The organism is Asticcacaulis sp. (assembly GCF_051956075.1).
GTDB lineage: Bacteria > Pseudomonadota > Alphaproteobacteria > Caulobacterales > Caulobacteraceae > Asticcacaulis.
Genome location: NZ_JBQCGA010000060.1, coordinates 262,597 through 277,991, shown reverse-complemented (window position 1 = coordinate 277,991; position 15,395 = coordinate 262,597). Strand labels below are relative to the sequence as shown.

The following is a 15,395-nucleotide window of genomic DNA, read 5'->3' as shown; positions in this document are numbered from 1 at the left end:
TTTCCGTGCTTGTCTCATGGTTTGTGTGTTCATTTTGGCTAGACATGAACGGTCGTGACCGGGGCAGCCACCCCAGTCACGACGGAAGGATTCGGACCGTTTCGTGTTGGGTTCCAAGAACCGTCGGAAAGTAGGGTCGTTTCCTTTCACCTCCAGCAACCTGCACGGATACGGGGCTTTTAGGCCCGCATGACAAGCCGAGGAGATGGAAATCATGACATGTTTTACCTATGGCGTCGATATTTCGAAAACACATCTCGACGTTTTTCGTTTGCCTGATGGGGTTTACCGACGCTTTGCTTACGACAAGGCGGGCCTGAAAGTGCTTGTTCACTGGCTGAGGTCCGCATCTGTCGAGCGGATCGTCTATGAGCCGACAGGCCGTTATCATCGCCAGTTCGAACGAACCCTGAGCCAGGCTGGCTTACCGTTATCGAAGATCAATCCGCGCCAAGCCAGGCGGTTTGCCGAAGCTAGCGGGCGACTGGCCAAGACCGATCGCGTCGATGCCCAGATGCTGGCCAGGATGGGCCAGGCCTTAGAGCCCAGCCTTTATGTGCCGGTCAGTCTGGAGCTTGAAGACATGCGGGAGCTGCTTGTAGCGCGCCGCGCCCTGATCAAGGATATCACGGCTGCCAAAAATCGAGCCGAAGGCCTGCTGATCGCATTGCTCAGGAAGCAAAACACCGCCAGGATCAAGCAGATCGAAGACCAGATGGAGGCAATAGAGGCAGAGCTGCGTACGCGGATAACCGCAAGTCAGACACTGAAAACACGCTTCGATATCCTTCTGAGTATCCCTGGAATAGGAGAAATCGCGGCCTTCTGCTTGCTTATCGACATGCCGGAACTCGGTACGCTCGATAACAAACAAGCTGCCGCCCTGATGGGCGTTGCCCCAATGACAAGAGAATCCGGAACGAGGGCGGGCCGCGCCTCCATCAAAGGCGGGCGGCGCGACCTCAGGCACAACCTCTACATGCCAGCATTGGTCGCGTGCCGGTACAACACAGACTTCAAGGCAATGTACCAGAGACTAACAGCAGCCGGAAAACCCGCAAAGGTCGCCATAACCGCGGTGATGCGAAAACTCACCATCCTCGCAAACGTGCTGCTCAGAAAAAACAAAAAATGGATTGATCTTAACGCTTGACCATAACGGATACTTTCCGTGGTTCTAACGTCCCGTCCCCACCGCTTCACCGACCGAACGGAACCCGTCCGCACGCAGCCGCGCCGCAAGGTCGCGGCGGACAGCGTCGGCGATACCGGGGCCTTCATAGACCATCATGGAATAGAGTTGCACCAGCGACGCGCCGGCGCGAATCTTCGCATAGGCGTCGGCGCCGGAGGCGATCCCGCCCGCGCCGATCAGCAGCAACTTGCCGCCGGAAGCCGCCCGCGCGATGCGCAGAGCCTGTGTCGCCAGCGCAAACAGCGGCGCGCCCGACATGCCGCCGCTCTCGGCCTGCAAAGGCGAGCGCAGCCCCTCGCGCGACAGGGTGGTGTTGGAGACGATCATACCATCCAGCCCGTGCGCCATGGTCGAGGCCACGCTGTCATTGATCTCGCTCTCGCTCAGATCGGGCGCGATCTTGAGGAAGATAGGGTAGTTTTTGCCGGTCACCTTGGCCAGGGCCGCGCGCGTCTCCGCAATCTGGTCCAGCAACTCGTCGAGATGCGACTTGCCTTGCAGGGCGCGCAGGCCCGGCGTGTTGGGCGAGGAAATATTGATGGTGAAATACGATCCCATGCCCCACAGACGCTTCAACCCTGTGACATAGTCGGCCATGCGGTCTGCGGCGTCCTTGTTGGCGCCGATATTGAGGCCGATCACCGCATCCTTTTTGCGCGGCGCGATCTGTGCCAGATGGCGCTCGAACACCTCAAGACCCTTATTGTTAAAGCCCATGCGGTTGATGACCGCGCGATCTTCCGTCAGGCGAAACAGACGCGGTTTCGGATTGCCCGCCTGCGGCAGCGGCGTGACGGTGCCGCACTCGACGAAACCAAATCCGGCGCGGATCATGGCCAGGGGCGCATCGGCGTTCTTGTCGAAACCTGCCGCCAGCCCTACACAGTTGGGAAAATGCAGCACGCCGCCGTCATAGGCCAGATCGACCGCCAGTTCGGGCGTCGATAGCTGCGACGTCGGCCCCAGACCGGCCTTGAGCAGCAACATGGTCAGTGTATGCGCATCCTCAGGCTGAAGGACATGCAGAGCGCGCGTGGCGATTTTATACATAACTTTTTTCCTTGCGTTCAATCGCCGATGCGCGCCTTGCGCGCTGATCTGCAAAGATTGGGGCTCTCCTCGCATAGGCTCGGGCGCGCAGTCGCGGTTGCCAGCCGTGTTCAAGCACGACTGGAATTCGCCAGATAGATGCCGTCATAGACAGGGCGTCCCGCGACATCGACCTCGAACACAGTCGCGGTCGCGGTCGGATAGCCGTTCTGCACCTTGCCCACAATGTCCGGCGAGGCGGCGCCCTCGAACAGGTAGTCGGCGACCAGATATTGCACGCCCGGATTATGCGCGACGACCAGCACGCACTGGCCCTCCTTCTCGTGCGTTTCGATGGCGCGGCGCAGGACGTCGGCGCTCGCATTATACAAATCCTTGCCAATCAAAGCCGGAATCTCGCCCATAACGCTCTCGACCTGACGGAAGGTCTCCAGCGTACGCTTCGCCGACGACACTAAAGCGAAGTCGGGCTTGACGCCATAGGCCAGAAGCGCGCGCGCGACCGATACCGCCTCCTCGCGCCCGCGTTCGGCCAGCGGACGGTCGAAATCCTCGCCCCCGGCGGGGGCTTTTTCCGCCTTGGCGTGACGCATGATGACGAGCTGTTTCATGCCCTTCCTATGGCGCAGAATCGCCACGGGAGCAATCGGGCTTACGCCTGTTCCGGCGTGCGCGAGGTCGGGGTCGGCAGGGCGCCGGGCGCGGGAACCGGAGCCAGAGCGCCCTGAATGTCTTTCAGCAGCGATTTCTGCGCCGTGCGCGCCCGCGCCACGAACGGACGCCGCGCCGCCTCCATCAGAATCAGACCGCCGCTGATCGGCCAAAGGGCAGGCAGGACGCGCTCCAGCGGGGCGGCCCAGCGCCGCACCGCGCTCCACGGCGGCGCGTACAGCGCATAGGACCAGGCCAGCGGCTCCAGTTCGGCGTCACGCAAGGCGGCCTCAAGCTGCATCCGGCTGTAAGGCTGGCCATAGCCGAACGGCGTGCGCTCGGCGTGCGCCCAGAAACCGCCGCGCGCCGCCACGCCGATGATCAGCCGCCCATTGGCCGACAACAGCCGCGCCGATTCGGCCAGCAGGCTGTGCGGGGACGGGGATTCCTCAAGCGCGTGCATCAGTAGAATACGGTCAAACAGGGCCGACGGAAACGGCAGCGCCTCCTCCTCGACCAGCACCGAGCGCACCCTGGCGTCAGCGGGCCATATCTCGGCGCCCTGCCCGCCCGGCATGGCCGACAGGACGCGGCGCGGCTCCACGCACTGATCGAGATAGGGCGTGCAATAGCCGATCCCCAGCACGTCCAGTCCGCGCATGTCCGGCCAGGCCTCGGCCAGCTTGGCGCCGATCAGGCGGCGCACTGTCGCGCCTTCGGGCGAAGCATAGAAGCGGTTGAGGTCTTCGACGGTGCGGCGCAAGGCGCGTCCTTTGCGGTGGCGTTTAAGGTCTCTATATAAGAGGCGGACGCGGATTTGGCAGGAGAGAATGTGAACATGGCGCTAAAAATCGAGATGTTCCCGGCCCTGCAGGACAATTACGGCTTTCTGATCACCGACGCCGCCAGTGGTCGAACCGCCATGATCGACGCGCCGGAGCCTGCGGCCATGCTGCGGGTGCTGGACGGACGCAGGCTGGATTTTATCCTCAACACCCATTGGCACCCCGATCATGCGGGCGGCAATGCGCTCATCAAGGCGCGTACAGGTTGCGCGATTTACGGACCCGGCGAAGTGCGGCGGATCGCGCCGCTCGATCACGAACTGAAGCCCGGCGATGTCTTTCGTCTGGGCGAAGCGGAGTTGCAGGTTCTCGATCTCGGCGGTCATACGCTAAGCCATATCGGTTATTACAGCGCATCCGATACCGTCGCCTTTGTCGGCGACACCCTGTTCCCGCTGGGCTGCGGACGGCTGTTCGAGGGAACGCCGGAGCAGATGTGGGCCAGCCTGAGGCGCATCATAGCCCTGCCCGGTGATACGATGCTGTACAGCGCGCACGAATATACGCTGGCCAGCCTGAAATTCGCCGAAAGCCTTGAGGTGAATACGGCGCTCAAGGCGCGCGGCGAACGGGCGCGCCATTTGCGCGACGAGACTCTGCCAACGGTGCCAGCGACGGTGGCGGAGGAATTGACCACCAACCCGTTTCTGGTCTGGCCGCTAAAAGAGAAAGATCTGGCCGCTCAGGCGGCGAAATTCGGCGAACTGCGCGCTGCCAAGGACCGCTTTTAACGGCCCGCGTCGGTGACGCCATATGACGCCATCACCACATTGGCGATCCGCTTGGACGAGACGTGGCCGCCCCACAGACCGCGCTCGACATCGAGTTTGAGCACCAGTACGCCGTTATCGAGCGTAGCGCTGGGCGGGCGGCCTTCGATGAACTGCACGCCGCGCACCGGGTCGAGCGCCTTGCGACCGCGGGGCTGGCTGGCGATATGGCTCAGGGCGTCGGCGGTGACCTGAGCCGCGTCGGCGTAGATATAGTCGGCCCCCGGCGTCACGTCCGGCGCGTCGAAGCCCAAATTACGCCCGACGGCCAGGCTGACGCGGCGGCTGGCGCGCACCAGGCTTTGAAACAGGGCGGTGGGCGACATATGGCCGGGGATAAAGGCGTCCGCCTTGCCATTGACCGAGGCCGGATCGCCCATCGGGCGGTCGTCGGTGAACAGGGTCAGGCCGCCCCAGCGCGACGCCTTCAGCACCGGCTCGCCGACATCGTTCCTGTAGATGACGTCGCCCTTGGGGCCGGGAGACGGGGTCAGAACCCAGGTTTCGTCATCGCCGTCGAAACGGATCAGGGCTGTGGCGTGGGTCTGGTCGAAGACGAAGCCGTCGCCGTCCTCAGAAACGAAATGGCCGACGGCGGGCAAGGCGGCGGAATGCGTATCCTGCGCCTTCTTGCCGAACATGGCTTCGCGCAGGGAATGCGACAATTGCGCCTGCGCCGCGCCTGCGCCGAGCATAGCGCCCAGCAGCAAAACGACGCCGCAAAGCCTTGTCAGATGATGTGCCGCCATCTTGTTCATTTGTCTTAACAGCTAGGTTCTGACTTGGGCGGATTTAAGACCGATATGGAGATTCTTTGCGGCGGAACAGGCGCCATGACACCATCCGCCCGCCACGAAAAAGGCGCGGAAACCGTAGCTTCCGCGCCTTGATACATACACATCGTGCGGGCACGTCGTGCAGGCACATCGTGCGGGCACATCGTGCGGGCCGAAACCCTCAGAGCATGTGCTGGCCGCCATTGACGGCGATGGTCGCGCCCGTGATGAACGAGGCCATGTCCGAGGCCAGGAAGGCGCAGATTTCGGCGACCTCTTCCGGCGTGCCAAGGCGCCCGACAGGGATGCCCGCAACGATCTTCTCCAGCACGGCAGGGGCGATGGCCGACACCATTTCGGTCGAGGTGTAGCCGGGAGCCACGCAGTTGACCGTGATGCCCTTGGCCGCCGACTCCATGGCCAGCGCCTTGGTGAAGCCGATCATGCCCGCCTTGGCGGCGGAATAGTTGGTCTGGCCCGCCTGCCCTTTCTGACCATTGATCGACGAGATGTTGATGATGCGGCCATAGCCGCGCTCGCGCATGCCTTCGATCACCTGACGGGTCATGTTAAAAACGCTGTCCATATTGGTGTGGATCACGTCCTGCCACTGCTCCAGCGTCATCTTGTGGAAGAAGCCGTCGCGCGTGATGCCGGCATTGTTGACCAGCACGTCGATCGGGCCGAGCGCCGCCTCGACCTCATGCGCGCAGCGCTTGCAGTCGTAGAAGTTATCGACGCTGCCCTTGACGACCATGACGCCCAGTTCCTCGGCGCATTTTTTGGCCGCTTCCTCATTGCCGGAATAACCGGCGGCGACCGTCAGGCCCGCATCCTTCAAACGCTTGACGATGGCCTTGCCGATGCCGCGCGTGCCGCCCGTAACCAGTGCTACTCTACCCATTCCCAGTCTCTCCTAAATAAGTCGTTTAAGCTTCGACGGCCAAAGCGACGCCCATGCCGCCGCCGATGCACAGCGTGGCCATGCCCTTGCCGCCGCCGCGACGTTTCAGTTCGAACAGAAGCGTGGTCAGGATGCGCGCGCCCGACGCGCCGATCGGGTGGCCGATGGCGATGGCGCCGCCATTGACATTGACCTTCGCCAGATCCCAGCCCAGTTCACGGTTGACGCTAATCGCCTGCGCGGCGAAGGCTTCGTTGGCCTCGATCAGGTCGAGATCATTGACGCTCCAGCCCGCCTTGTTCAGCGCCTTTTGCACCGCCTGGATCGGTCCGGTGCCCATGATCGCCGGATCGACGCCGGAAATGCCCGCGGAAACAATGCGCGCCAGCGGCTTCAGGCCGCGCTTATCGGCCTCAGCCTTCGACATCAGCACCACAGCCGCCGCGCCGTCATTGAGACCCGACGCATTGCCCGCCGTGACCGTGCCGTCCTTGGAGAAGGCCGGGCGCAGACCCGACAGGCTTTCCGCCGTGACGCCGTGACGGATGAACTCATCCTTATCGACCACCACATCGCCCTTGCGGCCCTTGATGGTGACCGGGGCGATCTCCTCATCGAACCGACCAGCCTTCTGCGCGGCCTCGGCCTTGTTCTGCGAAGCGGCGGCGAATTCGTCCTGCTCCTGACGGCTGATGCCCCACTTCGTGGCGATGTTCTCGGCGGTCGTGCCCATATGATAGTTGTTGAAGGCGTCCCACAGCCCGTCCCTGATCATGGTGTCCACCATGCTGAGGTCGCCCATCTTCTGACCCGAACGGATATAGGCGGCGTGAACGGCCAGCGACATGCTCTCCTGCCCGCCCGCCACGACGATCGCGCTTTCACCGAGCGCGACCTGCTGCGCGCCCAGAGCGACCGCGCGCAGGCCGGAGCCGCAGATCTGGTTGATCGACCAGGCGGGGCTTTCATAGGGCACGCCCGCCTTGACCGAGGCTTGACGCGCCGGGCCCTGCCCCTGCGCCGCCTGTAAAACCTGACCAAGGATGACTTCGTTCACATCGGCGGGCGCGAGGCCTGCGCGTTCGACCGCCGCCTTGATGGCGTGCGCGCCAAGCTCATGGCCCGGCAGGGCGGCCAGTGAACCTAAGAACGAGCCGACCGGGGTGCGGGCGGCGGAGACGATGACGACTTCATTGGACATGGGCGCAGCTTCCTCTGGCTAATCCCGAAATAATATGCCGATTGGGGTACGGCGCCTGACGCTGTAAATCAAGGCGATGATATAACCTTGATAGGCCTGATAGGTAAGCGATGTTTTTTTGCGCGGCGCAAGGCGCACAATGAAGTCCTGCCGGGGTTTGCGGCTGCGTTTTTGTGCAGGCGGCGCCGCGCAATATCACTTTTGTCGTGATCGCAGGCGCAAATTAAAGCAATCAATTGATTTATCACTCTATTTCATCCAATCACGCCCCCTCTTTACGCAAGGGCGAAAAAGGGTTTAGTGTGGTGTCAGGTTGCAGCGCGACAACGCAGTTGCAAACCTGAATAATCTGGACTTTCAAGATCTGGGAACAGCAGGATATGAGTGAAACCAAGACCAGGGCCAAGAGGGGCGATGGCGAGCGCGTCATCATCAAGAAGTACGCCAATCGTCGGCTGTACAACACCGCCACCAGTTCCTATGTGACGCTGGACAACCTGTCCGACATGGTTCGCGAAGGCGTGGACTTCGTGGTGTTCGACGCCAAGAGCGGCGACGACATCACCCGTTCGGTGCTGGCCCAGATCATCTTCGAGGAAGAAAGCCGCGGCCAGAACCTGCTGCCGATACAGTTCCTGCGTCAGTTGATCAGCTTCTACGGCGATTCCATGCAGAACCTGCTGCCCACCTATCTGGAAATGTCGCTGGACGGTTTCGCCAAACAGCAGGAGCGTTTCCGCTCGCAGTTCCAGCAGGCTTTCGGCGGCACGCCCGGCCTCGGCTTCTTCGACGAGCAGGTGGCGCAGAATTTGGCCATGTTCGACCGCGCCATGCGCATGTTCTCGCCGTTCTCGTTCGCCAATAACGGCGCCAACATGGGGGCCAATATGGGCGCCGCGCCAAGCGCCGCCGCGCCGGAACCCGACGCCGCGCGCGACAGCGATGAGGTGCGCGACCTGCGCGAGCAGATGGCCGCCATGAAGGCGCAGATCGATAAGCTGGCGCAGAAGGGCTAAGCGCTTCTCCCCGATAAAGGTGGTTAACGAAGGGTTAAGACAATTGACTCTTCACCAATTGCGGAGACAATGACGCTTATGAGCCATGAGTCTTCGCAATTACCCGTTCCCGCCGGTCCCAGAGTGGATCATGACGCGCCGCGCGTTCGCGCCGGTCGCGGACGCGGTCAGGCGGCGGAAGGCCCCTATGCGGCGCAATTGCTGAGCGGCGGCGAAAAGCGCGGTCTCAAAGGCGGCCCCGACATGCTGGAGCGGGCAAAAGCCTCCTACCTGCAGTCGGAATATTCCGGCCAGAATGACCGCCGCCCGCGTCCGGGCCGCGTCACCCGCACGGAAATCTGAGGTTTAAACCTCATTAAATATAAAGCCGATGTTACAATATTCCCAGATTTTTGCTTAGCAAAAGTCCAAGCAATATAATACCACCAAAAAATATTGCTCCATCAAATACAATAAGCAGCCAGAAGCTAACTGGCGAATTTGCTTTGTAGAATTCGGCAATGCCGTATTTTTCCCTGCCGAGCATCGCCGCTCTAAAGAAGCGCCAGCCTCCGTAAGCTATAAAAGCTATTAAAATCACCCAGTCACAAGCTGTCATTTTTGAAAATCCAGTCATCCGATTTGTCGGCACATTCCTTGCAATGCTCAAGACATCTTTGCCAAGGAATATCAGGTGTCCCGTCTTTTCACTTTCACCAAACCCCATCCCATGCGTTTCATGACGCTGGCTTTTGACACCTTCGTGGTGGCGCTGATCTTCACGGTATTCGGATAGATGCAAAAACGCACATGCTGTCGCAGGGCTAATGGCCGAAGTCGATATCCTTACGCGCCGAAATCGCGGTGACGATGAACCCGGCCAGCACATCCATCAAGGTCATGGTCGTGACCAGGAAGAAGGTCGAGGTCGCGAACGGGCGCAGCAGCAGAAATTCGACCAGACAGACGATAAACAGGATCATCGACAAGGAATGGTTGACGATGGCCACGCGGTCGGACTTGGTCGATTTCAGCAGTTCGAAAAACAGGCAGATCAGGGCGCCGAACAGGATAATATCGCCGATGCTGACTGCCCAGTGCGTACCCGCCGACGGCATGGGCAGGTTGAACAGCACCTGGGTGGTGACGCCGTAGGCGGAGCCGCCGTCCGTCCCGCCCAGCATGGCGATAATGGCCAGAAGATTGTAGATGGCCACTGGAATCAGCAGCAAAGGAAACGCAACCAGCAAGGCGGACCCCCTCTTCTCGTCACGATGCGGCGGCTCGTCATACATGCCGATTGCAGCTTCTTTGGCAATCAGATCACGATCAACGGCCATAACCTCATCCTCGCGTGGCAGCGCGACGCGCGTCTCGCTGTCGATCAGATTTCGCTGACCGGGCCGCAATTGCGCTGACGGCTGTTTAACCATAGTACACCGGGCAGGTCGGTCAAGGCTACGGCTAAACGTCCGAGGTTGGTATATTTCGACTGACCTGTGGCGCGCGGGCGATCATCGACCGGCTCGAACAGGGTCGAAAAACCCTGATGCGCCACCAGTGTCGGCAGATAGCGGTGCATCTGATCGAAATAGGGCAGACGCAGGAAAACCTCGCGACGCAAGGCTTTCAGGCCGCAGCCCGTGTCGTCGGACCCGTCTTTCAGCAGGGACTTGCGGATCGCATTGGCGGTGCGCGAGGCCCACTTCTTCGACGCTGTATCCTGACGGTTGCGGCGTTGTCCGGCCACCATGCCGACCTCCGGCAGAGCCACAGACAGCTTCTGCACGAGGCGCGCCGCGTCCACCGCCGGATTCTGACCGTCGCCGTCAAGCGTGACGATCAGATCGGCGCGGGCGGCGAAGACGCCGGTGCGCATGGCGCGGCTCTTGCCCGCGTTGCGCGCATGGTGCAGGACGCGCAATTGCGGCAGGTCGGCTTTCGCCGCCTGCAACCGCGCCAGGGTGGCGTCGGTGCTGCAGTCATCGACCATGACGATCTCGAATCCGTCGGCGCCGAAGGCCTCCGTGAAGGCCTGCGCGATCTCCTGCGCGACTTGTACGCAGGCGCCTTCTTCGTTATAGACGGGCGCCACGGCAGAAACGATCAGGGCCATTCAGGAACTCGCGCGAAAAACGATGGTTATGTCCATTTAGGGCCTTGAACATTAAGGTCTTGCCCGTATTGAATTTCCGCCTCTTACCTGACTTGCCGGTCAGCGTAAACAGCCATCGTCCAAACGACCAGACCAGAGGACTGAGCCCCATGGCCGCAAGCGACCTTTTGCAACGGTTCCAAGCCGCCCTGCCGCAACTGGTCGCCAAGGGGCGGCGCGGGCCGCTGATCGCCGCCCTGCTGGCGATTGCCGTCGCCCTGCCCTGCGCGCTGATCATGCCGCCGCTCGATCGCGACGAATCGCGCTTTGTGCAGGCGACGTCGCAGATGCTGGAGACGCACGACTATATCGACATCAACGTACAGGACGTCCCCCGCTACAAGAAGCCCGTCGGCATTCACTGGCTGCAGGCCCTGGCGGTCAAGCTGACCTCGAAGGTCGAAAAGCGTCAGGTTTTCCCCTATCGCTGGCCATCCATGCTCGGCGCGGCGCTGGCGGCCTTCGCCTGCGCCTGGGGCGCGTCGCGCGCCTTCGGCACGCGCATCGGCGCCAAGGCGGGCCTTTTGTTCGCCGTCAGCTTCATGCTGTCCACCGAAGCCTTTATCGCCAAGACCGACGCCGTCCTGTGCGGCCTGACGACGCTGATGATGGTCTGCCTGTCGCAGGTCTATTTACGCAACCGCGATCTCGGCCCAGGCGATGACAAGCCAAAGATGAAGGGGATCAAGCTGCTGTTCTGGCTGTCCCTGGCCGGGACGATCATGATTAAGGGGCCGATCGGCCCAATGATCCTGGCGACGACGATCTTTGCGCTCTGGGGCTGGGATCGCAAGATTCGCTGGGTGCGCAGCCTGGGCTGGGGCTGGGGGCTGATCCTGGTTCTACTGCTGTGCGGCCCATGGTTCGTGGCGATCACGGTGAAATCGGACGGCCAGTTCTGGGTCGGCGCCATCGGACACGACCTCGCCAGCAAGCTGGACGGCGGCTCAGAGGGCCATTTCATGTGGCCGGGCTATCATTTAGGTCTTTTGCCGATCACCCTATTCCCGGCGGCCTGGCTGCTGGGCGGCGCCGTACAGGCCGCGATCAGTCGGCGGCATGAGGCGGCGGTGCGCTTCGCCATCGCCTGGTTCCTGCCCGCCTTTATCGTGTTTGAACTGTCGCCGACCAAGCTGCCGCACTATCCGCTGCCGACCTTCGGCGCCTTGATCTGGCTGTGCGCCATCGGCATGGATATGCCGCGCAAAACCTGGGCGAATGTCCTGAACATTGCGGCGGGCGTCCTGGGCGGACTGCTGATCGCCGCCGCCGCCGTGATCGGCTACGTCATGTACGGTCATGGTTTCCTGGCCCTCATATGTGTTGTTTTAACCGTCATCGGCGCCGTCGGCCTGGCGGGTTTTGGCGGTCTGAGATTGTTGCGCCGATCCGCCTCGCCCGACCGCGTCGGCTTCGGCGCCCTTCTGGCGGGCGGCGCCATCGCGCATCTCGCCCTTGTCGGTCTGCTGGCGCAATTGCAGCCCCTGTGGGTGTCAAAGATGATGGAACAGGCGCTGGTGCGCAGCCATCTCGATCCGCGCGGGGGCATTGTCGCCGGTCCGGTCGCCGTTCTGGGCTATGCCGAACCGAGCTTCGTCTTCGCCATGGGAACCAATACCGAACTGGACAATGACGACGCCAAGGCCGCCGCGGACGCGCTGAGCGACGGTCGCCCGGTGTTCGTCGATTCGCGTTTCGAGACCGCCTTCCAGAGCGCCGCCAAGGCCGAAGGGCTGCAACCGCACCCGGTCACCGTGGTCAAGGGCCATAATTACAATGGCCATGACGTGTCTCTGACGCTGTACGACAATCCGCCGGACACGGCGGTGGACTGACTCATTCGGCGGGGAAGTCGTCCTCGTCTTCGCGCAATCGCGCGCGCGTCATAGCGCGCAGCACCGAAACGCCGAGGATCAGCGGAACCAGCGCCCAGACATAGGCGCGCCGCCACAGTCCCTTACCTTTGGCGCGTTTGTGGAAGTAGTGCGCCAGCCCCTTGCCCTTGTTCCACTCAACGAACATCGGTTCGGCGCGCGAGGTATGGCCTTCATGGACGACCTCGGCGCTGGGATGGAACAGCACGACGCCGCCCATTTCACGCGCGCGCCAACACAGATCGACGTCCTCGACATGCAGGAAGAAGCCGGAATCGAAGCCTTTCAGCAGCGCAAAGTCGCGCTTGGCCATACAAAAGCAGGCGCCGGAGATGGTTGCGACCGGATAGGGCGATAACGGCAAGTCGTCAAACTCGCGGTGGATCTCGAAGCGCCGCAGGAACGGCGCGATCTGACTCAGCCGCGTCAGCGACAGCAAGGTCGTCACCGGCGTAACCTCTCCGCGCCGCGCGCCGCGCTGCTCACTGAGATCGGGGTTGAGCACACGCGCGCCGACCACACACGGTGACGGCGCGTCCTTCGCCGCCGCGATCAGATTCGGCACGCATTGGGGCTGCAATCGGGCGTCGGGATTGAGGAAGACCAGCCAGGGCTGATTGGCCAGGTGCGCGCCCAGGTTGGCGGCGCGCGCAAAACCTATATTGCCCTGCCCCTGCACGAGCAGAATATGGCTATAGGCCGCCGCCAGATCACGAAGCTTGACTTGCGTTTTATCCGACGAGCCGTTGTCGATCAGGATGAACTGCGTTACGCGCGGTTCGCACAGCACGCTGTCGATGGCGTCGAACAGCACTTTTCCAGTATGGTAGATGGTCATGATGACCGTCACACCGTCCTCGCCATCGGCCGCCGAATCGTTCTCGAACGTCATGTCGCTATGCGACATGAAGTAGCGCGCTTCGCTGGTTTCGAGCTTGCGGGCTTTCAGAAGGTCGATAACGCTGGGCGGCAGATGGGTCATGCAGGTAAGGCCTTGAGATCGGGAGGCGTTGCTTCCTCGCGCAACTTAGCCACGGCTGCATCGAGTGTGAGTATGGTTTGACCTTCGGCGCCCAGGACGCGCAGCGCGACCTCGCCGGTCTCGGCCTCCTTACGACCGACCACGGCGATGACCGGAACCTTGGCCAAAGAATGTTCGCGGATCTTGTAATTGATCTTTTCGTTGCGCAGATCGGTCTCGACGCGCAGGCCCGCCGCGCGCATCGCCTCAGCGACCTTTTCGGCGTAAGGATTGGCGTCCGAGGTGATCGGCGCGACCACCACCTGCACCGGGGCCAGCCACATCGGGAAGCGTCCGGCATAGTTCTCGATCATGATGCCGATAAAGCGCTCGAACGACCCCAGAATCGCGCGGTGCAGCATGACCGGGCGCTGGCGCGAGCCGTCCTCGGCGACATATTCGGCTTCAAGACGTTCCGGCAGCACATAGTCGAGTTGCAGCGTGCCGCAGGTCCATTCGCGGCCGATGGCGTCCCTGACGATGAAGTCGAGCTTGGGCGCATAAAAGGCGCCGTCGCCCTCCGCAATCACCGGTTCGACGCCCGCCGCCTTGGCCGCCTCGGCCAGCATGCCTTCGGCGCGGTCCCAGAACTCGTCGGAGCCGGCGCGAATCTCCGGGCGCGTGGCCAGGTTGATGCGGTGCGTCTCCATGCCGAGATCCTTATGGATCATGCGGGTCAGGCGGATGAACTTCTCCGTCTCCTCGACGATCTGGTCTTCGCGGCAGAAGATGTGGGCGTCATCCTGCGTAAAGCCGCGCACGCGCATCAGGCCATGCAGCGAGCCCGACGGTTCGTAGCGGTGGCAGGCGCCGAATTCGGCCATGCGCATCGGCAGCTCCTTATAGGAGCGAAGGCCGACCTTGAAAATCTGCACATGGCCGGGGCAGTTCATCGGCTTGAGCGACAGAACCTCGCCCTCGACCGTTTCGCAGACGAACATGTTGGGGCGATATTTGTCCCAATGGCCCGACTTCTCCCAGAAGGAGCGGTCCAGGACCTGCGGCGTCTTGACCTCGACATAGCCGCCCGCATCGAGGCGGCGGCGCATATAGGCCTCCAGCGTCCGCCACAGCGTCCAGCCGTGCGGATGCCAGAACACCATGCCCCGGCCCTCTTCCTGCATGTGGAACAGATCCATCTGACGGCCCAGACGGCGGTGATCGCGCTTTTCGGCCTCCTCGATGCGGGTGATATAGGCTTCGAGATCGGCCTCATTGGCCCAGGCGGTGCCGTAAATGCGCTGCAATTGCGCATTGTTATGATCGCCGCGCCAATAGGCGCCGGCCAGCTTGGTCAGCTTGAACGCCTTGCCGATGGCTTTTGACGACGGCAGGTGCGGCCCGCGGCACAGGTCTTTCCAATGTTCGCCGTGACGATAGACGGTGATGGTCTCGCCTTCGGGCAGGTCGCGGATAATCTCGGCCTTATAGGCCTCGCCGATGGATTCGAAGTGCTGGATCGCCGCGTTGCGGTCCCAGACCTCGCGCACGATCTTTTCATCGCGATCGACGATCTCGCGCATCTTCGCTTCGATCTTCGCGAAATCGTCCGTCGAAAACGGTTCGTCGCGCGCGAAGTCGTAATAGAAGCCGTCCTCGATCGACGGGCCGATCGTGACCTGCGTGCCGGGAAACAGCTCCTGCACCGCCTCGGCCAGGATGTGGGCCGTGTCGTGACGAATGACCTCAAGAACTTCCGGCGCGTCGCGCGTCAGGATTTCCAACTTCCCCCCCGTCTCCAGCGGCCGGTCAAGGTCGCGGAGTTCGCCGTCCAGCTTGATCAGGACGGCCTTCTTGGCCAGCGATTTCGACAGACTTTCGGCGATGGCCCTGCCGGTTGTCCCTGCCTCGAAGCTGCGTTGCGCGCCGTCGGGAAAGGTTACGTCGATCGTCATGTCATTACTCTCAGTCTGGCGACCTGTAGCCCTTACGGCGGGCTTCATCGCGCAATAAAATTT

General features: G+C 62.0%; 16 protein-coding genes. 5 read left to right on the top strand and 11 right to left on the bottom strand.

Features of this window, described 5'->3' with window-relative positions:
* The first annotated feature begins 214 nt into the window (after nucleotides 1-214).
* A complete protein-coding gene (locus ACTHLA_RS16615; protein WP_440191997.1) occupies nucleotides 215-1,153 on the top strand; it encodes an IS110 family transposase in 939 nt (312 codons plus the stop codon).
* Between the two features lie 24 nt (nucleotides 1,154-1,177).
* Here ACTHLA_RS16615 and ACTHLA_RS16610 read toward each other — a convergent pair whose 3' ends face one another.
* From ACTHLA_RS16610 to ACTHLA_RS16600, 3 genes are all read right to left on the bottom strand, one after another.
* A complete protein-coding gene (locus ACTHLA_RS16610; protein WP_440191994.1) occupies nucleotides 1,178-2,245 on the bottom strand; it encodes a quinone-dependent dihydroorotate dehydrogenase in 1,068 nt (355 codons plus the stop codon).
* Between the two features lie 110 nt (nucleotides 2,246-2,355).
* Nucleotides 2,356-2,856: a SixA phosphatase family protein gene (locus ACTHLA_RS16605; RefSeq protein ID WP_440191991.1), complete on the bottom strand. Its 501-nt coding sequence runs from the start codon at nucleotides 2,854-2,856 to the stop codon at nucleotides 2,356-2,358.
* Nucleotides 2,857-2,897: 41 nt separating this feature from the next.
* The gene (locus tag ACTHLA_RS16600; protein ID WP_440191988.1) at nucleotides 2,898-3,659 is read right to left on the bottom strand and encodes a methyltransferase domain-containing protein; all 762 of its coding nucleotides are present in this window, start codon (nucleotides 3,657-3,659) and stop codon (nucleotides 2,898-2,900) included.
* 75 nt (nucleotides 3,660-3,734) lie between these two features.
* Between ACTHLA_RS16600 and gloB the strand changes: the two genes are divergently transcribed.
* Nucleotides 3,735-4,472 (top strand): hydroxyacylglutathione hydrolase, encoded by a 738-nt coding sequence (gene gloB, locus ACTHLA_RS16595; RefSeq protein WP_440191985.1) that lies wholly within the window; start codon nucleotides 3,735-3,737, stop codon nucleotides 4,470-4,472.
* Here gloB and ACTHLA_RS16590 read toward each other — a convergent pair.
* From ACTHLA_RS16590 to ACTHLA_RS16580, 3 genes are all read right to left on the bottom strand, one after another.
* Nucleotides 4,469-5,260 (bottom strand): DUF4908 domain-containing protein, encoded by a 792-nt coding sequence (locus ACTHLA_RS16590; RefSeq protein WP_440191982.1) that lies wholly within the window; start codon nucleotides 5,258-5,260, stop codon nucleotides 4,469-4,471. The genes gloB and ACTHLA_RS16590 overlap by 4 nt on opposite strands.
* A gap of 208 nt (nucleotides 5,261-5,468) precedes the next feature.
* Nucleotides 5,469-6,191, bottom strand: a complete 723-nt coding sequence (gene phbB, locus ACTHLA_RS16585) for an acetoacetyl-CoA reductase (protein WP_440191979.1) — start codon at nucleotides 6,189-6,191, stop codon at nucleotides 5,469-5,471.
* A 25-nt stretch (nucleotides 6,192-6,216) separates the two neighbouring features.
* The gene (locus tag ACTHLA_RS16580; protein ID WP_440191976.1) at nucleotides 6,217-7,392 is read right to left on the bottom strand and encodes an acetyl-CoA C-acetyltransferase; all 1,176 of its coding nucleotides are present in this window, start codon (nucleotides 7,390-7,392) and stop codon (nucleotides 6,217-6,219) included.
* Nucleotides 7,393-7,772: 380 nt separating this feature from the next.
* Between ACTHLA_RS16580 and phaR the strand changes: the two genes are divergently transcribed.
* Both phaR and ACTHLA_RS16570 read left to right on the top strand, forming a co-directional pair.
* A complete protein-coding gene (phaR, locus tag ACTHLA_RS16575; RefSeq protein WP_440191973.1) occupies nucleotides 7,773-8,408 on the top strand; it encodes a polyhydroxyalkanoate synthesis repressor PhaR in 636 nt (211 codons plus the stop codon).
* Between the two features lie 78 nt (nucleotides 8,409-8,486).
* Nucleotides 8,487-8,750, top strand: a complete 264-nt coding sequence (locus ACTHLA_RS16570) for a hypothetical protein (protein ID WP_440191971.1) — start codon at nucleotides 8,487-8,489, stop codon at nucleotides 8,748-8,750.
* Nucleotides 8,751-8,781: 31 nt separating this feature from the next.
* On the opposite strand, the gene ACTHLA_RS16565 is transcribed toward ACTHLA_RS16570, so the two are convergent.
* Genes ACTHLA_RS16565 through ACTHLA_RS16555 form a run of 3 tightly spaced genes read right to left on the bottom strand, consistent with a single transcriptional unit; the run spans nucleotide 8,782 to nucleotide 10,503 of the window.
* Nucleotides 8,782-9,189 carry a hypothetical protein gene (locus ACTHLA_RS16565; RefSeq protein WP_440191968.1) on the bottom strand — a complete coding sequence of 136 codons (408 nt, stop codon included), beginning with the start codon at nucleotides 9,187-9,189 and terminating at the stop codon, nucleotides 8,782-8,784.
* 22 nt (nucleotides 9,190-9,211) lie between these two features.
* Nucleotides 9,212-9,727, bottom strand: coding sequence for a hypothetical protein (locus ACTHLA_RS16560; RefSeq protein ID WP_440191965.1), 516 nt, complete (start codon nucleotides 9,725-9,727; stop codon nucleotides 9,212-9,214).
* A 44-nt stretch (nucleotides 9,728-9,771) separates the two neighbouring features.
* Entirely contained in the window at nucleotides 9,772-10,503 is a 732-nt protein-coding gene (locus ACTHLA_RS16555) for a glycosyltransferase (protein ID WP_440191962.1), read from the bottom strand.
* 149 nt (nucleotides 10,504-10,652) lie between these two features.
* On the opposite strand from ACTHLA_RS16555, the gene ACTHLA_RS16550 reads away from it, so the two are divergent.
* Entirely contained in the window at nucleotides 10,653-12,377 is a 1,725-nt protein-coding gene (locus tag ACTHLA_RS16550) for an ArnT family glycosyltransferase (protein ID WP_440191959.1), read from the top strand.
* A 1-nt stretch (nucleotide 12,378) separates the two neighbouring features.
* Here ACTHLA_RS16550 and ACTHLA_RS16545 read toward each other — a convergent pair whose 3' ends face one another.
* Nucleotides 12,379-13,398 (bottom strand): glycosyltransferase family 2 protein, encoded by a 1,020-nt coding sequence (locus tag ACTHLA_RS16545; RefSeq protein WP_440191956.1) that lies wholly within the window; start codon nucleotides 13,396-13,398, stop codon nucleotides 12,379-12,381.
* Nucleotides 13,395-15,332, bottom strand: a complete 1,938-nt coding sequence (gene thrS / locus ACTHLA_RS16540; protein WP_440191953.1) for a threonine--tRNA ligase — start codon at nucleotides 15,330-15,332, stop codon at nucleotides 13,395-13,397. The genes ACTHLA_RS16545 and thrS overlap by 4 nt, the downstream gene beginning before the upstream one ends.
* Nucleotides 15,333-15,395 lie beyond the last annotated feature (63 nt).